Genomic DNA, 19,927 nt, shown 5'->3' on the forward strand with positions numbered 1-19,927 from the left:
CTTGCTCCTTTATCGTTAATCGTACGGTCCGGTCTGTACCCGATTCCGTACTTCGTCTGTTCTTATGTAAACTCTCCAATTACAAAGTCTTGACTTCCATGTTTCGTATACTTCATCTTATCACCCACAAGCGTCAAAACCAAACCTCTGGTTGAAGAAAAAGGATAATAGCGGCGTTTACTTCGTAAAATGGATCGCTCCCTTTTCCAAGACCAGGCAGATTTTAGTATAATCAATCAAGACGGCCCTTCGATATCGATTGGCTGCTGAACAGCAGGGTAATTACATAGTGGAACAATGAATCAATAAGAGGAGGAATTTCGGACCATGAAACACGTGCAGGACACAACCACGCTCTATAACGGAGTCAAAATGCCATGGCTGGGTTTTGGGGTATTCAAAGTTAAAGACGGAGACGAAGTCGTTCATGCTGTCAAAACAGCCATTCAAGCTGGTTATCGCAGCATCGACACTGCCAAAGCGTATAACAACGAAACAGGTGTCGCTCAGGGTATTCGTGAATCTGGAGTAGCTCGTGAGGATCTGTTCATTACCACGAAAGTATGGAATAGTGATCAGGGATATGAATCCACGCTGGCTGCCTTCGAAGCAAGCATGGAACGACTCGAACTGGAGTACCTGGATCTCTATCTTATCCACTGGCCGGTTAAGGGCAAGTACAAAGACACATGGCGAGCGCTGGAGAAACTCCATAAAGAAGGACGCATCCGCGCGATCGGTGTGAGCAACTTCCAGATTCACCATCTGGAAGACTTGATGATCGATGCCACGATCAAACCAGCGGTTAATCAGGTGGAGCTTCACCCACTATTGATTCAGTCAGAGCTTCGTGAGTACTGCAACAAACATCAGATTCAGATCGAAGCCTGGTCTCCGCTCGGACAAGGTCATCTGATGGATCATCCGTTGCTGAAGGATATCGCCGCCAAATACAGCAAGTCCCCCGCACAAGTAATTCTGCGCTGGGATCTGCAGAACGGCATCGTGACGATACCGAAATCCGTCACCCCTGAGCGTATTCGCGCGAACGCCGACCTCTACGATTTTGAGTTAACTTCGGAAGAAATAGAGCAGATTAACAGCCTGAACGAGAATAAACGCTTTGGTTCTGATCCAGACAACTTTAACTTCTAATATAAGCAGATGAATTCGATTACACCCGCCTTCGATCTTGGAAGAGCGGGTGTTTTGGTATGTGATGTTATAGGCAAACTATTCGTTGTTAAGAATGGAGGCGAGGCTCATTATCCTATTCAGGGCCGAAAGAAAAAAGTTTTTTTGACCGTTTAGAACTATTTTGCCTCCTCATCAGTCTAACGAGTGTCAAAGCGAACTCAAGCACTTATATAGAATCCAGGCCTGGAACGAGCGGTGACTTGAATATATAGGTTGATCAGGGGGGATCAGGAGTGATTAGACTGAACCATAGAAAGACAAAAGAAGAACAGTTCAGCGAGAAAATAACAGAGATTCAAAATAAATTATATCGACTGGCATACTGCTATGTTAAAAATGAACAAGAAGCGCTGGATATCGTATCCGAAGCGGTCTACAAAGGGTTCATCGCTTATGGAAAGATAGAGTCCATGACTTATTTTGATTCCTGGATGTCACGAATTGTGATTAACACAGCGATAGATCATATTCGACGTAACCAGCGAGTGACCTATATGGAGGATCATGCGCAGGAGTTTGTGGCTCCAGAGCGAGGGGCGTCGCTGGAAGAAAAAATGGATCTATATGATGCACTGGACCGGCTTATCCCCGAGGAAAAAGCCTATATTATATTAAAATTCTTTGTGAATCTGCCTTTTCGAGAGATGGCTGAAGTGCTCTCCATACCGGAAAATACAGTTAAGTCCAAATTCTATCGTATTATCAAAAAATTAAAAATTTATTTGATTGAAGGAGAGGTTGAGAACGTATGACAGGAAAAGATCGTTACGAAAATATTGAAATCCCTGCTCAACTTACTGACGTTATTCATCATGCACAGAAAAGAGCCGCTGCTCGCAAGAGTTCATCTCGAATGATTCGTTATGCCTCAGTTATAGCGGCATGTGCTGCTTTTCTCTTCATAGTCAACATTCCTACTGTCGCAAACGCCATGGTCAAAATACCTGTGGTCGGAACGATTGTTCAGGTGTTGCAATTTGGCGATGGCGGCAAGATTACCGATGGAGTAACTGTGGGATCGGAAGCAACCGAAAATACGCTTAAAATCAATTTTAGCACCGACGAGCAAGATCAGACTAATGATGCACCCCATTATAATGTGGTACACAAAGAAGCACCGAATCGTATCCTCTTCACTTTTAGCGGTGCACGTTACATGGATATAGAGAAAGTCAAAGCCGACTTCATGACCCAGCCTTTAGTGAAAGATGTTTATGGTTCCATGATTTTAGACGACTCTTCCGTCGGATTCGTAGTTGTACTAAAAGAAGGGGTACAGTATGCCGTAACGGAATTCAAGAACCCTGGATACCTGGAAGTGAAACTGACTTCCGACGGCAAACCGGTCACACCTCGGAAGGTATACTCTCTCCGTACAGAATCAATGCCTTTTGGAGAATCGATGGGTATAATTAAAGAATCCTATCCGGATGAGGACATCTCTTTCCTCAAAACGTCCACTGGTGAGTTTACAGCAGTTATTGGAGAATATCTTACCGCTGAAGAAGCTGAACAGAAGCTCAAAGAACTCGCCCAGCAACCGGATTATCATGAGGAGTTTTATGTGGACAGCTGGATGAGTAACGAGAATCCAAAGTGATCAGTTATTGCCAAAAGTGATGCTTATTCAAAAGGGAATGATCTATCCCTGAATTGGGTATAGACCTTAGCATACTTAATACGCTCAATCCAAAAAAATCCCGATTCGGATGCCCTGAGCATCTCCGATCGGGATTTTCACATATCAAAACCTATTCGCCTTTGGATACCAGCTTGAAATCATCAAAGTGGAAACCTGGCGCTACTACGCAAGTTACCAGTACAGGTTCATCGCCCAGCGGGCGCGCTGTCTGCCATACGCCGGCAGGAACGAGCACCTGTGGTGATTGCCCCGCAGCAATATCCATCCCCAGAACAAGAACTTCCTCGTTCTCCGGGTTCTCCCCGTTGCCGCCCAGCTTCAGTTCAACCGGACTGCCGCTGTGCCACAGCCAAAGTTCATCGGACAGAACCGTATGCCACTCGGAGATTTCATGTGCGTGCAGCAGGAAATACGTGGAACTTGCCGAGAATCTTGGGCCGGAGTATGTATCCGGCAGAACGGACTGTGGAATCTGATAAGATGCCTTCCATTCTTCCTTATACCAACCGCCTTCAACGTGAGGCTGCATATTGAGCGCAGCAACCAATGGCGATAATTCATGTGTCGTCATAACCTGTTTCCTTCCTTCCAAATCATATTGGAGACACTCCTTAACCAGAGTTTCGCCTCTCTCCCCCTACTCTAAAACATCATTCAAGTTTTGTCACCTTGACAGCACATATGGGTCATGCCAGATTCGTTCTCTCGGTATTTAACGATAGGATTAAAGAAATATTTCATTTCCAATGATAGCGTTTACAAAAAGATGGATGTTCCGTTATGATATGGATATCGTTGTTAATCCGTGAAGCAGAGGGGAGCTGTACCATGAGTCTCATAGAGGATCGGATTGGACCCAAATATCGAATCGGTGAACATTCATTTACCATTGAACATATGCGAAGACATGATGGGAACGGTATGCCACAACCTCACGCTCATCCATTCTACGAACTGTATTACTTACTTGAAGGCGAACGAGTGTATTCCATGAATGGTCAGATTCTGTCCGCCCGCAAGGGTGATTTCATTCTGATTAATCCACACGATGTACATACCACCTCCAAAGGAAGTATCCCTGGCTTCGAACGAATTCTAATCGGTTTTTCGCCTGCTTTTGCAACAGGGATGGAACTTGGCATATGTGGTCTGCTGCCTTTTAATTGTTCAAGACTCCTTCGCCTGCCTGAAGCGGAACAGCCCGAGATGGAACGTATATTGTGGCAGATGCTGCAAGAATGCAAAGAGCGACGCCCTCACTATGAGATCGCCGTAAGAAGTCTCCTTGCCCAACTTTTGATCCGTATTCATCGGGTAGAGGAGGACATCCGGCAGTCATGCCCCAGTCCCTTGCATCCGATGCAGGACAAAATCAGTGAAATTGTCACTTATGTGAATAAAAACTATACCGAACCACTTACGCTGGAGGGTGCAGCCAATCGTTTTTATATCAGTCCATCCTATCTGAGCCGAATGTTCAGCCGGTTTACCGGGTTTCGGTTTAGCGAATATCTGCGTGTTGTTCGTGTCCGAGAGGCACAACGAAGATTGCTGTCCACACAAGAGCGTGTCCAGATGATCGCAGAGAAGGTAGGATTTGAGCATACGGCTCATTTTAACAAAACATTCAAACAGGTTACCGGTACAACACCGCTGCGCTATCGCAAGGAACACCGGTAGATCATCAGATAACTTCATATAAAAGCCGAGTGGGTAGCCTCGCTCCAGAGATTACGTACTCCTTATATCAAAAGGCATCGCGATTACTGGATCTATGGCTACGCCACTACGGCTGAATTGGACCAACTTGTATAAACCCTACTACATACTTTTTATCTGCGAATGATCACGCCACTTCGCACCTCGGGACCCACAGAGATCTGACGACCGTCTGTGTCAGCATCGACTTCACGACATACAATGCCTGCCGACTCGTGTCCGGTCACCATCAGAAGTCGGCCATCTGCGCCTTTGCCCTGAATGCTCTCTAACTCTGCCCCTTTGCACTGGTGCAAATGAACCAGCGGACCTTCGGTGATCTGCGCCTGCAATTCAGCGATATGCAGATGTTTTGCATGAGCACATTGGATACCACTGCGAGCTTGCACGCTGTAACGCTGGATGATCACCCCATCCAAAGGCAGTTCCGGCAATCCACTCACAAGCAACGCAGTGTCGGCACCGGCACAGACTACATCCGATATTCGAATATCCCGGAACACTGGCGTCTCTTCGCTAATCTCCTGAGATAGATCACTGCCTCGGGCAGACCCTTCCTGATTTGCATAGAAAAAGGAAAACGAGATGGCTTCCATAATGATATCTTTCATATATATGCGCTCAATCTGAATGTCCTCAACCACTCCGCCGCGCCCACGTGCGCTTTTGAAGCGAAGTCCAATGTCTGTGCCGATAAACGTACAATCCGACACACGCACATGCCGCACACCACCGGACATTTCACTGCCAATGACAAACCCGCCATGACCGTGATACACCGTGCAATCCCGAATGGTGATGTACTCCGATGGCAGACCCAGTTCACGACCTTCGGCATCCTTGCCTGATTTCAGACAGATCGCATCATCACCGACATCGAATACACTCTTCTCCACCACCCACATGACGACAGGATTCAATGTCCAGCCCATCTCCATTCTGAGAAAACCACGGATTCCGCACACTCACGTTACGAATGGTGACATGCTCAGATGCCCAGGGATGAAGATTCCATGCAGGTGAGTTCTGGAACGTTGGACCGTCCATCAATACCCGTTTGCATCTGCGCAAGCTGACCATGTTGGGGCGTAAAAAGTCTCTGACTTCTTCATAGGCAGCGGTATCACTTACCTGCTCCTGATGCAATCGATTCGCAATAGTGCCGCCTTCAAGTGCAGCTGTGGTAGGCCACCAGATTTCTTCATCTCCACCGGATTGCTCTACAACACCACCAGAAGCGACCAATCGGTTCCATTGTGAAGTGGTCATTTTGGAGCGTTTCACCGGACGCCATGCCTCCCCGCCCCCATCCCATATCCCCTCACCAGTAATCGCAATATCCTCCAGTTGATCACCATCGATCGGGGATTGGCAACGTACCACCTGCCAGCCTTCGAAGCTTGATGCAATTAATGGGTATTGATCAAAATCTCGGCTAAATGTAACCAGTGCCCCTGCTTCCACATGTAGCTCGATCCGGCTGCGCATTACAATCGGACCTGTGAGCCATACCCCGGCAGGAATAACGATTCTCCCACCTCCTGCTTCAGCACATGAAGCGATGGCAAGTCGGAACATCTCCGTATTATCTGTTACGCCGTCTCCAACAGCTCCATAGTCTGTAAGCTGAAAATCCTGAGCAGGAATGACAGGCAAATTGGCTTCATAAGCTCGAACATCGGACTGGGCACTTGCTCCAGTCGACATTGGGGAGTGATATGTATTCATCGTGCAGAATCATCCTCTCTACATGTAATGGAATCGTTATGGGATCAATACATCGCTTTTACTTTCCTTACTTACGTTCAAACGGGTGTTCTCTCACTCCATCATATCAACGGCATGACGTATAGGGTTGAGCTTTCTTGCCATGTACACGTGGAACTTGATGCTATTTGTTTTGTTAATCAGAGTCATAAATCAAACATCACTTCCAGTATACTCTATACAACTATTACAAAGGTTGGAAAACAACTAGGAGAATAGATTCATTTTTCTGTCAGGATTCGTCACAAGGGATTTAATAACATGACAGATATATAACACATTTTCTGGCTATAGCCCTAGGAAACCCATTACTTATGTCATGTTTTATCACAAACCAATTGCCATAAGCAGGATGACTATGTATGATTAAATAACTAGTTTCAATTTATTCCTTATTATCCCTTTTACACACAGACGTTGCAGAAAGGATGGGGTGTACTCTTGATTGAATTTAGGGGTGTCCAGAAGCATTTCGGTCATTTTCATGTCCTCAAGGATATCCATCTTCACATTGAAGAAGGAGAGGTCGTCGTCATTATCGGACCTTCCGGCTCCGGCAAAAGCACATTACTCCGCTGTATTAACCGCCTGGAGACCATTACCGAAGGTGAACTTGTCGTCAGTGGGATTCCTCTACATCAGAAAAAGGTGGACATTAACCTCTTCCGCCGTGACATCGGCATGGTATTTCAACACTTCAATCTTTATCCTCACAAAAAAGTCATCGATAACATTACCCTTGCACCCATGAAAGTGCGCAAACAACCCAAAGAACAGGCAGCCGCAACAGCAATGAAGTATCTGACCCGGGTGGGCATTGCCGACAAAGCAGACAGTTATCCCTCCCAGTTGTCAGGTGGACAACAACAACGGGTAGCCATCGCCAGAGGACTCGCCATGGAGCCCAAAATCATGCTTTTTGACGAACCTACCTCTGCTCTCGATCCCGAGATGATCGGGGAAGTCCTCGATGTTATGCGTTCCCTTGCCCATAATGGCATGACCATGGTCGTTGTTACCCATGAGATGGGATTCGCCCGCGAAGTTGCGGACCGGGTCATCTTCATGGACGAAGGCCGAATTGTAGAAGAGGCCAACGCTGCCAAATTTTTTGACAACCCCAGAGAAGAACGAGCACAGCAATTCCTGAGCCGTCTGATTCATCATTGAGAATAATCCAATATTCCATTTTGAAAGGGGTCTTTATTCATGAAGAAATTATTGAAATGGCCATCATTTATGCTTGTCCTCATTCTCTCCCTTGTATTGTCAGGTTGTAGTACAGGTACAGATACACCTTCGACGAGCGGTGGTGGTGGTGACGCCGAGGCGAAAGGCACAATTGAGCGGATTAAGGAACGCGGCAAGCTCATCGCCGGTGTGAAATACGATACGAAGCTGTTTGGCTTGAAAGATCCCGCAAGTGGCAACGTTGAAGGATTCGATATTGATATCGCCAAGGCACTCGCCAAACAGATCCTTGGAGATGAGACAAAGGTCGAACTGAAAGAGGTCACTTCCAAGACACGTGTTCCCATGCTGCAAAATGGAGACATCGACATCATCATCGCCACGATGACAATTACGGATGAGCGTAAGGAACAGGTCGATTTCAGTGATGTTTATTTCGAGGCAGGCCAATCCCTGCTGGTGAAAAACGACAGTGCGATTACCGGCCTGGAAAGCCTCAGCGGGGTGAAAGTACTCGCGGTGAAAGGCTCCACATCCGCTCAGAACATTCGCGAGAAAGCCCCGGATGCTGAGGTGCTTGAATTCGATAACTATCAGGATGCATTCACTGCTCTCAAAGCAGGTAAAGGCGAAGCGCTGACCACAGATAACATCATCCTCATCGGTATGCAACAGACGGATAACAGCTTCCAATTGGTTGGTGGCAATTTCACAAGCGAACCTTATGGTATGGCCATTCGCAAAGGCGACACTGCCTTCGTGGAGGAAGTCAACACGCTGCTCAAAAGCATGAAAGACAGCGGGGAATATGACACATTACATGAGAAATGGCTGGGCTCCAAGCCCGAGTAACCCGAATTAAGATAGGTAAGCGGCGAATTCGTCTGTTGGATGCGAAGCATGAGCAGACGTAATCGCCGTTTCTACATCTGGAGAACGGAGGCTTCGCCTATATGGGCACATTGGATTTCAGCGTACTAACGCGACACTCGGATCGTTTTCTGGAAGGGTTCCTGAATACGATTCAAGTGAGCATTATGGCTCTCATTGGCAGCTTTATCCTTGGCGCGATCCTGGCTATCTTTCGGATATCCCCTGTGAAACCGCTGAACTGGATTGGCACGGCTTTTGTGGAATTTATTCGAAATATCCCATTGCTGTTGGTTGTGTTTTTCTTCTATCTTGGACTGCCTGCACTAGGCATCTCGCTGGATGGATTTGTCTCCGGCACTCTGGGTCTGACCATCTACACCGCCGCTTTCATTGCCGAAGCGATCCGAGCGGGCATTCAGACCGTGCCGCGTGGACAACTGGAAGCAGCAAGGTCTTCAGGCTTGTCCTATGTACAGGCCATGAACCTGATCATTCTGCCCCAGGCCATCAAGATTGTACTGCCGTCCATTGGCAACCAGTTCATCAATTTGGTCAAAAACTCATCCATTCTTGCCGTTGTCGCCGGTATGGATCTTATGTATTTTGCCGACCTGGTTAACTCAGATACGTTCCAACCGCTAAGTGTGTACACCATTGTTGCGCTGTTCTATCTGGTAATGACACTACCACTTAGCTTCTTGGTGCATTATATGGAGCGCAGGTTTGGACAGAGCGATGCAGAGGCGCGCAGCACCAAGGGCAAACCGAAAAAGAACAAACCGGCAGGTCAGGTCACCATGTAATGCTGCGGTGCTTGAATTGCTCTATACACAGTCCATGCCCCATCTATTGATCTTCAATATTCCATTCCTGCATACAGAAGGAGGCTAATAAAATATGGACTTTAGCGGGGCCTATGCGTGGCCCAACCTTCGTTTCCTGCTTCAAGGATTCCTGATTACCCTGCAGGTAGCAGGGCTATCCATTATATTCAGCTTTGTGCTTGGCACTGTGCTGGGTACGATCCGGTATACCCGTATCCCTGTTCTGTCACAGATCGTGGCAGTGATCGTGGATACGATCCGGAATCTGCCGCTGCTGCTCATCATTTTCTTCATTCACATGGTACTTCCACAGCTCGGGATTAAAATGTCCGTCTTCTGGTCCACAGTTGTTGGACTGAGTCTGTTTGAAGGCGCGATGATCGCCGAGATCGTCCGTAGCGGTCTGAAGTCCGTTGAGCGCGGTCAGGTGGAAGCTGCCCGCTCCTCGGGCTTGAGCTACATGCAGACCCTCGGTGGCATCATCATGCCACAGGCGCTACGCCGCATGTCCCCGCCGATGGTCAGCCAGTTCATCTCACTCCTGAAGGATACTTCACTGGCGATCATCATCTCTCTGCCGGAACTGATGCACAACGTGCAGATCCTTGGCGGTCAAAGTTTCGATTATATTATCCCGGCCCTGCTGCTCGCAGCCGTATTGTATTTTGTGATCAACTACGCGCTGTCCATTGTCGCAAGGCGACTTGAGGCACGGATGAATTGATAATCGGAGGGAATAAGGCAACCGAAACCCCGTGATTGATCAGATATGATTAGGCATGAAGGAAAGAACCTAATAGATGAAAAGAATGAAAGCGCCCCAAAGACTCTAAACCCACCTATGTAGTAGATTTGGAGTCTTTGGGGCTACAGTTATGCTCATCAATTCACAAGCTTCCCACCAATTTCTAACGAACTGAGGGAAGCTTATTTAGCTATTTTGGGGATAGTTTCTAATCTAACGAATCGTAGACGCTCTATTCTTCCGATTCATCCCGCTTTTACCCCCTATTTAAGCGTTTGGAGTAAAATAGCTTCACTGAGATTCGTTACATTTTTCATTTCAGCTTATATCCCGGAATTAGACGTCTCAGGTTCGTTAAAACTTACGCCACCGCGAATTAAATAAACACCCAATCCCACTATTAATGATTCACCCGATTCGCCCAATTCGTCCACAATCAGCTCATCCGCTAGATCGCTGCTCCGTTGCGACGTAATTCCGCCTGTAACAGCTCGATCGGCAGTTCCACCGGGTCCAGCTTCATCTTCACTGTTAGTGCAGCCGCTGTTCCCGCGGCCTCCCCGGTAGCCATACAGCTTGGAGTCAACCTTGTCGTTGCATGCGCCTCATGTGTGGTGGAGATGCAGCGTCCTGCCGCCAGCAGATTGCGGATATTGCGAGAGATCAGACAGCGATACGGAATATCGTACGCCCCATCTCCCTCTATAAAGGCAGCCACAACGCCTTGACCCGAAGGGTCATGAATATCAATCGGGTAACCGCTTCTAGCGATCACATCGTCAAACTTTTGTCCTACAACTACATCCGCCTGGGTCAATTCATACTGCCCAATAATCCGTCTCGATTCACGAATACCAATCTGCGGCGCTACTGCCGAGATCGAAGCCCGTTCGAATCCAGGCACATCACGCTGCAAAAACTCAGCGATCATCAGCACCTGCTTCCGCCCTTCCTGTTCCGCAGAGGTCAGATCCTCGGCATCCGTCGCATCAAGTCCCTGCACCCGCGTACAATTAATCAGCACTTCATCCTCTGCCGGTCCGGTAAAAAATAATACCTGGTCGCGATTAATCGGCACACCTGCTTTTTTCCACTGGGAGTAGAAGCCGCTCACCCCGGTTAACGGAATGCTGTCCAGCTCCGAGAAGGGGGTCTTGGCATAGAAATCCTCCGGGTGCTCCAGCATGTATTGTTTCACTTGTCCAAGATCCACACCACGCATACGGAATTTCATGGTCATTGGCTGTGACTGATGGTCGCCGTCTCGTCCCTTTGCCACTGAAGCACCCGCAAGATAAGCCAGATCCGCATCACCGCTTGCATCCACGAATACGTTCGCATGGAACTCCGTTCTTCCAGACTTGTTGGTCACTCGCACCGCTTCCACCCGATCCTCTACAACGACCACCTCGTCCACAAAGCTGTGCAATAACAGCCGGACACCAGCCTCCTGCAACATCTCTGCTGCAACCACCTGAAAGATGGCTGGATGGTACGGCGTGACGGTATGCACAAATCCAACCGTATCGCGCAAATGCCCCGGGGAGCCGCCACATGCCTGCAAACGATCCACAATCTCCTGCGCAATGCCTTTAATGACCTGCTCACCGCGCTCTGTGTGGAAAGTCATCCAAGGATAAACCATAGCAGCGGTTGACATCCCGCCCACGAATCCATATCGCTCCACCAGCACTGTTCGTATACCCTGCCGTCCAGCCGCAATGGCTGCCGCTATACCCGCAGGGCCCCCTCCCACAATAACGACATCTGCTTCTTCTTTTTTCATGCTCATCCGTTCACGCAAATGTTGTCCCTCCTTCCGTTCTATACACGTATTACACGGCTTACTCTTTCAGTCCCGTCATGGCAACCCCCTCAATGAAGCGCCGCTGTGCCAGAAAAAAAACAATTAACAGTGGCAAGGTCGCCATGACGGTGGCGCTCATCAGATATTGCCAGGCTGTACCCACTTCATCTGTAAACAGGGATAATCCAAGCGGCAGCGTCATTAGATCACGCGAGTTAATGAAGATCAACGGATCAAAAAACTCATTCCAGATCGTCAAAAACGTAAAGATCGTCAGCGTAGCCATACCCGGCTTGGCAATGGGCAGCATAATTCGCGCATATATCCGGAATCGGTTGCAGCCGTCCATCATCGCCGCTTCCTCCAGCTCAGTTGGCACCGTAATGAAGAACTGCCGCATCACAAAGATGCCAAATACACCACCCGCGCCAAAGATCGGCAGCAAAATTAAAGGAAGATGGGTATCAATCCACCCCAGCTGCCGCATGAACAGAAACATCGGTATCGCCGTCACCTCATGGGGAATCATCATCGCACTCAGCAGGATGAGAAATACCACATTACGTCCTTTAAACGGAATTTTGGCAAATGCGTAACCAGCGAGGGAAGCAAAAAATACTGTTCCTAGCACAACCAACGCAGAAATGTAGATACTGTTCCAATAAAAACGGTGAAACGGAATCAATCGAAAGACATCGATGTAGTTCTGAAATCGGAATGGTTCCGGTATCCACTGCGGTGGATAGGTGAATATGCTCTGGGGTTCCTTGAATGATGTCGATATCATCCAGATAAATGGCACAATCATAATGAGGGAAATCAGGGTCAGCAACAAATACGTCCCCAGAGTACTTCCTATCTTCCGCCCCGAAGGACTAGGCATCGCCTTCATTGAATACCCACCTCTTTCGGAGCTGCCATTGCAGCAGCGTCAGAATTAGCACGATAAAGAACAGTACATATGCGAGAGCAGAAGCATAGCCAAACTGAAATAATTTGAATGCTTTTTCCCAGATATAATAAACCAATACCTTTGTGCTGTTGCTCGGCCCGCCCTGTGTCATCACATAGATCTGCCCGAATACTTTGAGTGAACCAATCACGGTCATAACTACGGTCAAAAATACGGTTGGCGTGATCATGGGCAGCGTGACGTGAAAGAAGGTTCCCCTTTTGCCCGCCCCATCTAATGTTGCTGCTTCGTACAGTGAACGCGGTACCTGCTGAATCGCTGCAATGAACAGCACCATATTCAGACCGACATTTTTCAGCACACTTGTCACGATAACCGCTGGCATTGCCAAATCCGGATTGTAAAGCCAGGCCGGACCCTTGATGCCCAGCATCAACAGAAGCTGATTAATCAATCCAGACTCTGTCGCATACATCAGCTTCCACACGATGGCCCATACGATCAGCGAGGTCATGACCGGAACAAAGATCGCTGTTCGGAAAATTCCGATGCCCCGCAGATTTCTGGATAGCAGCAACGCTAGCAGCAGGGCGAGCACAATATTAAGCGGCACCAGCCCCGTTGTGAAATAAACCGTATTGGCGAGCACTTTCCAGAACATCGCGTCTGTCATAATATTCCGGTAATTCTCCAATCCAATAAAATGAAGGTCCCCCAGCAGCGGCCAATCGGTCAGGCTCATGTATAACGCGAGACCCATGGGAAATAACAGCAGCAGGGTAAACCCAAGCACCATCGGCGATACAAACAGCCAACCTGCGATCTGGGCCTCTCTGGCGAGCGGCCCCCCTCTTTTGCGCTTGCGTGAATGGGTCACAATCAGGCCTCCCCCTTTTAATCCAATTTCCTCCGAAGCTGAACTCTGCGACGATTCTATATAAGGTGAACTATACATTTACACAAGAACGTAGAGGACAGAAAAAACCTGAAGAAGCGAAGTGGTCGCCTAAAAGCTTTCTGGAAGAAAGCTGCATCGGAAGCATATGCTTATCCCCGGATTTTCCCTTTATATAGGGATTCAAAAAAAATCTGGGGATAACAGCGATCGGAAGGTTGTTCTGGCATCGGAGTGGCAAGTGTAAATATTCTTTAGTTCAACTTATATAGTTCGGACGGTTCAGACTGTCCACCGCATTGCGGAACCCGTTCACAGCCCTTCGTAGCTGTTCCTCCGTGTTGCCTGTCACGACTGCCCCAAGCATGATCGCCTTCACCCCGGTATCGCGCAGCACCCGAACATCCTCCGGCACCAGCTTTCGCTGGGAAGGAACCAATACCGGTACCTGGGCTTGCAAGACCAGCCGGCGATACTTAAGCACATCCGCAAAGCTGAGCGGTGTACCATATTCTTTTCCAGGTACAATGGATGCCTCCAGAGCGGTGAAGCCGAAGTGCGCTGCCGATGTTACGAGGGAAGCATCATATTCTTCATTGATCGCAAACGTTGGGTCCAGCCCCAAGTCATTCAACATGAAGGATGGCAAGTGATGTGCATAGATGGAATAGAAATCAAAACCCAGCCCGGAAAGCCCCTCCACATCCTCCCTTTGTGCTCCATCTATACTGCCAGAAGGTACGACCCCAAGCGGACCACCAAACTCACTGCGGATCGCCCGAAATACCTCGGCATACATGTCTAATGGACCAAAATGATTCCCACTGGCGCGATGACCGACATTATAATGCACCTTCAGTGCATCAGCGCCCTCTTCCATAGCTGCCCGAGCCAAAGCAATATCATTCTCAGGTAGACTGACCACCAGCGACAGCGGTTTCTGCTCAAGTAATTCTTTGAATTTGCCCATCGTTCTCACCTCCGGTTTCGATCGAATGATTTAGGGTTGCAACACACTTTGGATCTCTTCCTGCATTTGTTTCAGGTTATCCTCAGCTGTCGCTGTCTTTGCAAACAGTCGGTCAAATCCCTGCAATACCGCATTGTCAATATCCTGCCAACGGATATGACCGGGAATTAAGCGCGCTTTTGGCATTTCATCAATGACGGCCTGCACGATATGCTCTTTGCTCGGGTTATTCGGCTGAAGAATGAATGCATCTGAGTTCAGAACAGAGGTACGCGGAGGTACAAAGTAGGTGGCTGTCGCCTGAATCCCCTGCTCACTGGCAAAATACTTCAACAGTTTCTTCGTTTCCTCTGGATGTTTGCTGTCGTTGAACATGGCATATCCGGCCTGCCCCAGCATCGGCACACTGCCTTGAGAACCGGAAGGCATAGGAGCGATGCTCCATTCAAAATCCGTAATTTCCCTTGCTTTGGAAACATAGCTGTAATTATCAAAGAACATGCCCACATTACCCGCATCAAAGCTGACCTGTTCGCCCGCCTTCGGGTGTGATTCATCGGTGAACATCATGCGTTCCAGTAATTCAAAGGTCTGTACGCCATAGGCATCGTTCCAAGTGAACGTTGTCATGCCTTCGTCGAATGGACCGCTTCCATTGGACCAGGAGTAGGAAGAAAGCACCGCCCAGGTCTTCCAGTCGCGAAAAAAGTTGGCACCATAGACTCGGTTGGTCGCATCCTTGCTGGTAATGGCTTTGGCGGACTCTTCGAACTGTTCCCATGTCCATTTTCCTTGGGTGGCAAGTGAGTTTGGATCAGTCAGACCGGCTTGGTCAAACAGCGTTTTATTGTAAAACATGACCACCGGAGGTGTAGAGAAAGGTAGCCCCAGCAGTTGATCGCCATCACGGAACAAATCCAATGTACTTGGAATATAATCATCCAGCTTAAACTGTGCATCATCCTTGAACTCGGATACATCGGCCAGAATATGGTTGGACTTGAATTGTGGCACCATTCGCTCCGATACCCAGGCGAGATCGGGAAGGGAGCCTCCGGCGGCAAGCACCGAAATTTTTTGCTGGTATTCTGCGAAAGGTACGGATTCCATCGTTACTTTGATGCCTGGATTTTCCTTTGTGAAGTCATCGATCAACTTGTTGTATACATCCATATGCGCCTGATTGCCCCACATCATGAACTTCAGCTCGACCTCTCCATTCTCTCCGCTTGCACTGCCAGATTCACTGTTAGAATTGGAGCTTGCGCACGCGATTGAAGCCATCATCATGAGTACAAACACCAGTATCAGTCCTGCTTTTTTCATGTAAATCCCCCTTATGGACGTCGTGGTATACATGTGCAACCAAAGTATAACGAAAGCATCGTTCCCCCTTAAATCACGTCAACTACAGAAATGGTATGGTTTTTCAAGAGATACTGAATCGGTCTCGATATTCTCCTGCGGTCCATCCCACCTGCTGCTTGAACACCAACATGAAGTGTTTGGGGCTCTGATGCCCGGATAACCGTGCCACATCATAGATTTTGAGACCCGTGTTGATCAGCAGCCACTTGGCTCGCTCCATACGCGCCTCAGTGATGTATTCGGAATAATTGATGCCTATTTCGTTCTTAAACAACTGGCTCAAATAAGTAGGGTTCAAGTTAACAAGATCTGCTATCGTCTGAAGTCGCAGATCTCCATCAGGATGTTGCTTGATGTGCTCCTTCACATCTCGGATAATCTTCCGTGTATCTCCACCAGCGTGTTCTGCTTTCCCAGATGGCTCAGGGATAGAAAGAGTTGTAATACCGTATCTGCGATCCAGCAGCAATTGAATCTTTTGTATGCATAATGCCAGTTCATAACGATCGATTGGCTTCAACAGGTAGTTCAACACCCCAAACTCCATCGCTCTGCGTGCATATTCAAATTCACCGTAGCCGCTAATGATGAGCATTAGCAATTCAGGGTACATGTCTCTGGCTTTGCTTAACAAAGCTAGTCCGTCCATTTCACGCATACGGATATCCGTAATTAACACATCCGGCACCTCACATCTCAGAAAATCCAGTGCCTCGGTACCGCTCGACGCTTCGCCCGTTACCTGAAACTGAGAAGACACTTGTACGATCAACTCCCTTAGTCCCTGACGGATGACCGTCTCATCCTCTACAAGCAATACTTTATACATGCGCTTCAATCCCCTTTCGGTAGAAGTTGAATGGATATCGTGACCACCAGGCCCTGCCCGGGACTCCCATCAATGCTTAGGCTGCCGCCTTCTCCATACATGAGGCGAATCCTCTGAGCGATATTGTTAAGCCCCAGACTGTCCCCGGCATGGCAACGTAATGCCTCATTGGAAGGCTGTTTTGATATGGACTCATTTAACTCGTCAATCTTTGCCTGAGTCATACCCTTACCGTTGTCTCGTACACTAATCAGCAGTTCGTGGTCGAATTTCAAGGCAGATACCCAGATTACTCCTCCATTTTCCTGCCCTTCAATGCCGTGGTAGACGGCATTTTCCACCAGCGGTTGCAGTACCAGCTTAGGAATCAAATACTCGGTTATCCCTTCTTCGATGTCATAGATAATCTCCAACTTGCCGTCGTAACGTACCTGTTGAATGCGTACATAGGATTGTACAAAAGCCAGTTCTTCTCCAAGTGGAACCATCCGGTCCACCTTATCAATCGTATAGCGCAGCAGCTTGCCAAGCGCCGTCACCATGTCCGACACCTCAGCATGCTTCTGGCGAATGGCCATCATGTTAATGGACTCCAGCGTGTTGTATATAAAATGGGGATTCATCTGGCTTTGTAACGCTGACAACTCTGCCTCCCGCTCTTGAATGCCCAGCAGAAACACCTCATTGAACAGTCGATGAATCTCTTCCATCATTCGGTTAAAGCCCCGGCTAATCTGTCCGAATTCATCACTGCTGAAGTGTGCTACCCGCTGGCTAAAATCTCCCTGCTCCACCCGAATCATGTGGTGCTTCAGTCGAATCAGCGGCCGGGTGATACGATAGGATAACAGAACCGCCAAAATCGCTATACCCGCCATACATAACACTGCGAACCATATTGTAAAGGTGAGCATCTCACCCGACTCCTTTTGAATCACAGCAATAGGTGTAAGACTGATCACCGAAAGCCCAGAATAGCTGGAATGGTGTTGTACATAGAGATAGGGCTGCCCATCCAGAATAACTTTTTGGTTTCCTGCATAGCTTTGAAGCTGTCCATGCATTAGCAACTGGTCGTACGCAGACATTCCTCCGGTTGAGGTCCGTTCGAACAGCAGACGCTGTTTGCTGTCTACAATCATCAGGCTTGCATCTTGCTCATAATTCAGATTGGATAACAGTTGACCGAAGGCCTCCAGCCGGATATCAATCAGAATGTAACCCAGTCGCTGGAGCGTACCCGGATCTCGAAGCACTCTGCCCACCGATATATACGATTCTTGCTGACCACCCGTGTAATAGCTGGGATGATGCGGAGGAAGCAGGCGCCATGTCCCTTCCGAATCTTCAAGCTCTGCAAACCAATCATCCTGCCTGCTGTCCCATACCGGCTTGACCGCCAGCGAATCGAGATTGGAGAACAAAATGCCGCTGTTGCTGATCAGGTGAATTCCCCGAATCTCGGGCCGGTCATAAGCTTGACCCGATGTGTAAAGCTTCATTTTCAGATAATCCTCAGACCTCGCCCATGTTCCCGACCCCATTGAAGCGTTGTATTTGCCCAGAATACCAAGCACCATCTGATCGTAAAGCGGCAAGAGCGACAACCGCTCATAGTCCTTCAGCAGCCGATTCAGATTAGAGTTAATCTGGCGAACCATATCAATGGTGAACTGCTCGGTCTTGCGATCCATCGTCTTCGAGAAATGCTTGCAGTTCATCAATCCCTGCAAACTTAGCGGCAGCAACGTCAGCGCCAGGAACAACAGGAGCAACTTGGTGCGCAGGTTTACATTTTTTCCGAAAAAAATGCGTACCTTGTCCATCATTTCCGTTCATCCCTCCCTCTCCCGATCATTGTATGAGCCCCCTTCACAGATCAATCTGGATATAACTGGGGTCATCATATCCAGTTTTAATGATCATCCGCTATCCTGCCAATCCTGGAATTGGTACGGAATTTCAAGTTATCCGCATAGGTTTCAGGGTGAACGCCAAAAAGCCGACTGTATCGCTACAGTCGACTACGCTATTTCTATAGAACACTATTTAGACAAAAAAACCGACTGCATTATGCAATCGGTTGTCTGTTCCTGAGATGGCTTTTATATTTGAATCGATTATATTCATTAATAAGCTCGTCCAGTACCATGGACTGTCGGAGGACTTGGTTGTCCTGCATGCCATGATTCTCCGCCAAACGACTCAACTCTTGCCTGTTCCGTTCGATTTTATCTGTGATCTGTACCGGTTCACTCACAGCATGCACCCCCTCTTTGTATAACATTTTAGGATACATTGCCAAAAAATTCATATTATATTCCTTTGCAGAATAAAATATTTATTTACATAGAGATACTTTCAACATCAAGCATTTTGCATAGAGAGTTGACGTCTATTCTTTCCTACAAGATGTGGGCAAAGAAAATTATAACATGTCTACATATCGTATTCGAGAATACGCGAATCCTTTACCGTTAAAGGCGTTATGGATATATTATCCATTTTTCCCTAAGTATCTCTTGCACCTTTCTCTCGCGAGAAGTTAATAATTTTATCGAAAAGTAATCTATTTGTATAGATAATTTTCATCACCGTTCTGCATACCAAAATAACGAAGTCTGTAGCCCTCTCGATAACGAGCACGCAATAGATTAATGAAGGAGTCATTCTCAAACTTAATGTAACCTGTTAAATAGAGTAAGATCAGATATTCCTCAAAACATTGATTGCCAAGAGTCATCTCACTCTCTTCCATCCCATAAAATACATCGATTTCAAGAGTTAATAGAAGAGAAAATCCTCGCACAGTGGAATTGATTATCCATGCAAATTCCAGTGGCTCATGGATATCTTCATCCTTGTTCAGGCTAATTAATTGCTTGGTTCCCCTTTCATCCTTAAATACATAAGCTGCAACCGCCTGATCAAATCCCGCATGAGGGTCGTTGCGCAAGTCGGAAAACTCTTCTAAATCTACCTTCTCAGCGTAGTATTTCTTGGTTAGTCGATCATGAATTTGCTCTAAAGTGAATGGATTAGGGATGTTTAACGTTATATATTTGTCGTAAAGCTTCTGAATATCAATCTGCAATGATAAATCCTCTTTTCGTTATGGATGATCTAATGGATAGTACAAATAAGCGCCCCATCTCCATATCCCGGAAATAAGACGCATGTTAATGAA

General features: G+C 47.7%; 20 protein-coding genes. 8 read left to right on the forward strand and 12 right to left on the reverse strand.

What is annotated here, in order from left to right; all coding sequences use genetic code 11:
- Positions 1–327: 327 nt before the first annotated feature.
- The 3 genes from QF041_RS18530 to QF041_RS18540 all read left to right on the forward strand — a co-directional run bounded on the left by QF041_RS18530 (position 328) and on the right by QF041_RS18540 (position 2,797).
- Complete coding sequence (locus QF041_RS18530; protein WP_307415267.1) at positions 328–1,155, forward strand: aldo/keto reductase; 828 nt, start codon at positions 328–330, stop codon at positions 1,153–1,155.
- Positions 1,156–1,430: 275 nt separating this feature from the next.
- Positions 1,431–1,949, forward strand: coding sequence for a sigma-70 family RNA polymerase sigma factor (locus QF041_RS18535; protein ID WP_307415268.1), 519 nt, complete (start codon positions 1,431–1,433; stop codon positions 1,947–1,949).
- Positions 1,946–2,797 (forward strand): hypothetical protein, encoded by an 852-nt coding sequence (locus tag QF041_RS18540; protein WP_307415269.1) that lies wholly within the window; start codon positions 1,946–1,948, stop codon positions 2,795–2,797. Before QF041_RS18535 ends, QF041_RS18540 begins: the two co-directional genes overlap by 4 nt.
- A gap of 151 nt (positions 2,798–2,948) precedes the next feature.
- On the opposite strand, the gene QF041_RS18545 is transcribed toward QF041_RS18540, so the two are convergent.
- The gene (locus tag QF041_RS18545) at positions 2,949–3,410 is read right to left on the reverse strand and encodes a cupin domain-containing protein (RefSeq protein ID WP_062837177.1); all 462 of its coding nucleotides are present in this window, start codon (positions 3,408–3,410) and stop codon (positions 2,949–2,951) included.
- Between the two features lie 257 nt (positions 3,411–3,667).
- On the opposite strand from QF041_RS18545, the gene QF041_RS18550 reads away from it, so the two are divergent.
- Positions 3,668–4,519 carry a helix-turn-helix transcriptional regulator gene (locus QF041_RS18550; protein WP_253505188.1) on the forward strand — a complete coding sequence of 284 codons (852 nt, stop codon included), beginning with the start codon at positions 3,668–3,670 and terminating at the stop codon, positions 4,517–4,519.
- 152 nt (positions 4,520–4,671) lie between these two features.
- On the opposite strand, the gene QF041_RS18555 is transcribed toward QF041_RS18550, so the two are convergent.
- Together QF041_RS18555 and QF041_RS18560 are read right to left on the reverse strand one after the other, a co-directional pair.
- Positions 4,672–5,478: a glycoside hydrolase family 28 protein gene (locus QF041_RS18555; RefSeq protein WP_307415270.1), complete on the reverse strand. Its 807-nt coding sequence runs from the start codon at positions 5,476–5,478 to the stop codon at positions 4,672–4,674.
- Positions 5,426–6,286, reverse strand: a complete 861-nt coding sequence (locus tag QF041_RS18560) for a glycoside hydrolase family 28 protein (RefSeq protein WP_307415271.1) — start codon at positions 6,284–6,286, stop codon at positions 5,426–5,428. The genes QF041_RS18555 and QF041_RS18560 overlap by 53 nt, the downstream gene beginning before the upstream one ends.
- Positions 6,287–6,766: 480 nt before the next feature.
- Here QF041_RS18560 and QF041_RS18565 point away from each other — a divergent pair, with 480 nt between their 5' ends.
- From QF041_RS18565 to QF041_RS18580, 4 genes are all read left to right on the forward strand, one after another.
- The gene (locus tag QF041_RS18565; RefSeq protein ID WP_307415273.1) at positions 6,767–7,495 is read left to right on the forward strand and encodes an amino acid ABC transporter ATP-binding protein; all 729 of its coding nucleotides are present in this window, start codon (positions 6,767–6,769) and stop codon (positions 7,493–7,495) included.
- A gap of 39 nt (positions 7,496–7,534) precedes the next feature.
- On the forward strand, positions 7,535–8,368 hold the full coding sequence (locus tag QF041_RS18570; RefSeq protein WP_307415275.1) for a transporter substrate-binding domain-containing protein: 834 nt from the start codon (positions 7,535–7,537) through the stop codon (positions 8,366–8,368).
- 101 nt (positions 8,369–8,469) lie between these two features.
- Positions 8,470–9,192 (forward strand): amino acid ABC transporter permease, encoded by a 723-nt coding sequence (locus QF041_RS18575; protein WP_307415276.1) that lies wholly within the window; start codon positions 8,470–8,472, stop codon positions 9,190–9,192.
- Between the two features lie 94 nt (positions 9,193–9,286).
- Positions 9,287–9,937: an amino acid ABC transporter permease gene (locus QF041_RS18580; RefSeq protein ID WP_307415277.1), complete on the forward strand. Its 651-nt coding sequence runs from the start codon at positions 9,287–9,289 to the stop codon at positions 9,935–9,937.
- A gap of 469 nt (positions 9,938–10,406) precedes the next feature.
- Here QF041_RS18580 and QF041_RS18585 read toward each other — a convergent pair whose 3' ends face one another.
- From QF041_RS18585 to QF041_RS18625, 9 genes are all read right to left on the reverse strand, one after another.
- The gene (locus QF041_RS18585) at positions 10,407–11,744 is read right to left on the reverse strand and encodes an FAD-dependent oxidoreductase (RefSeq protein WP_307417003.1); all 1,338 of its coding nucleotides are present in this window, start codon (positions 11,742–11,744) and stop codon (positions 10,407–10,409) included.
- Positions 11,745–11,802: 58 nt separating this feature from the next.
- Positions 11,803–12,657, reverse strand: coding sequence for a carbohydrate ABC transporter permease (locus QF041_RS18590; protein ID WP_307415278.1), 855 nt, complete (start codon positions 12,655–12,657; stop codon positions 11,803–11,805).
- Positions 12,641–13,555, reverse strand: a complete 915-nt coding sequence (locus QF041_RS18595; protein ID WP_307415279.1) for a carbohydrate ABC transporter permease — start codon at positions 13,553–13,555, stop codon at positions 12,641–12,643. The genes QF041_RS18590 and QF041_RS18595 overlap by 17 nt, the downstream gene beginning before the upstream one ends.
- Before the next feature lie 277 nt (positions 13,556–13,832).
- Entirely contained in the window at positions 13,833–14,543 is a 711-nt protein-coding gene (locus QF041_RS18600; RefSeq protein ID WP_307415280.1) for a beta/alpha barrel domain-containing protein, read from the reverse strand.
- Positions 14,544–14,573: 30 nt separating this feature from the next.
- Positions 14,574–15,869 (reverse strand): ABC transporter substrate-binding protein, encoded by a 1,296-nt coding sequence (locus QF041_RS18605; RefSeq protein WP_307415281.1) that lies wholly within the window; start codon positions 15,867–15,869, stop codon positions 14,574–14,576.
- Positions 15,870–15,972: 103 nt separating this feature from the next.
- Complete coding sequence (locus QF041_RS18610; protein ID WP_307415282.1) at positions 15,973–16,740, reverse strand: response regulator transcription factor; 768 nt, start codon at positions 16,738–16,740, stop codon at positions 15,973–15,975.
- Positions 16,741–16,745: 5 nt separating this feature from the next.
- Positions 16,746–18,569 (reverse strand): sensor histidine kinase, encoded by a 1,824-nt coding sequence (locus QF041_RS18615; protein WP_307415283.1) that lies wholly within the window; start codon positions 18,567–18,569, stop codon positions 16,746–16,748.
- A gap of 242 nt (positions 18,570–18,811) precedes the next feature.
- Positions 18,812–19,000, reverse strand: coding sequence for an aspartyl-phosphate phosphatase Spo0E family protein (locus QF041_RS18620; protein ID WP_223868875.1), 189 nt, complete (start codon positions 18,998–19,000; stop codon positions 18,812–18,814).
- A gap of 309 nt (positions 19,001–19,309) precedes the next feature.
- On the reverse strand, positions 19,310–19,834 hold the full coding sequence (locus QF041_RS18625) for a pyruvate kinase (protein WP_307415284.1): 525 nt from the start codon (positions 19,832–19,834) through the stop codon (positions 19,310–19,312).
- Positions 19,835–19,927: the final 93 nt, after the last annotated feature.

This window comes from Paenibacillus sp. W2I17 (genome assembly GCF_030815985.1).
Lineage (GTDB): Bacteria > Bacillota > Bacilli > Paenibacillales > Paenibacillaceae > Paenibacillus.

What these genes read in the sequence shown, in the direction of transcription:
- QF041_RS18530 (WP_307415267.1), top strand. Translation starts at nt 328, where the DNA reads ATGAAACACGTGCAGGACACAACCACGCTCTATAACGGAGTCAAAATG.
- QF041_RS18540 (WP_307415269.1), top strand. Translation starts at nt 1,946, where the DNA reads ATGACAGGAAAAGATCGTTACGAAAATATTGAAATCCCTGCTCAACTT.
- QF041_RS18545 (WP_062837177.1), bottom strand. Translation starts at nt 3,410, where the DNA reads ATGACGACACATGAATTATCGCCATTGGTTGCTGCGCTCAATATGCAG.
- QF041_RS18550 (WP_253505188.1), top strand. Translation starts at nt 3,668, where the DNA reads ATGAGTCTCATAGAGGATCGGATTGGACCCAAATATCGAATCGGTGAA.
- QF041_RS18560 (WP_307415271.1), bottom strand. Translation starts at nt 6,286, where the DNA reads ATGAATACATATCACTCCCCAATGTCGACTGGAGCAAGTGCCCAGTCC.
- QF041_RS18570 (WP_307415275.1), top strand. Translation starts at nt 7,535, where the DNA reads ATGAAGAAATTATTGAAATGGCCATCATTTATGCTTGTCCTCATTCTC.
- QF041_RS18575 (WP_307415276.1), top strand. Translation starts at nt 8,470, where the DNA reads ATGGGCACATTGGATTTCAGCGTACTAACGCGACACTCGGATCGTTTT.
- QF041_RS18580 (WP_307415277.1), top strand. Translation starts at nt 9,287, where the DNA reads ATGGACTTTAGCGGGGCCTATGCGTGGCCCAACCTTCGTTTCCTGCTT.
- QF041_RS18585 (WP_307417003.1), bottom strand. Translation starts at nt 11,744, where the DNA reads ATGAAAAAAGAAGAAGCAGATGTCGTTATTGTGGGAGGGGGCCCTGCG.
- QF041_RS18590 (WP_307415278.1), bottom strand. Translation starts at nt 12,657, where the DNA reads ATGAAGGCGATGCCTAGTCCTTCGGGGCGGAAGATAGGAAGTACTCTG.
- QF041_RS18600 (WP_307415280.1), bottom strand. Translation starts at nt 14,543, where the DNA reads ATGGGCAAATTCAAAGAATTACTTGAGCAGAAACCGCTGTCGCTGGTG.
- QF041_RS18605 (WP_307415281.1), bottom strand. Translation starts at nt 15,869, where the DNA reads ATGAAAAAAGCAGGACTGATACTGGTGTTTGTACTCATGATGATGGCT.
- QF041_RS18610 (WP_307415282.1), bottom strand. Translation starts at nt 16,740, where the DNA reads ATGTATAAAGTATTGCTTGTAGAGGATGAGACGGTCATCCGTCAGGGA.
- QF041_RS18615 (WP_307415283.1), bottom strand. Translation starts at nt 18,569, where the DNA reads ATGATGGACAAGGTACGCATTTTTTTCGGAAAAAATGTAAACCTGCGC.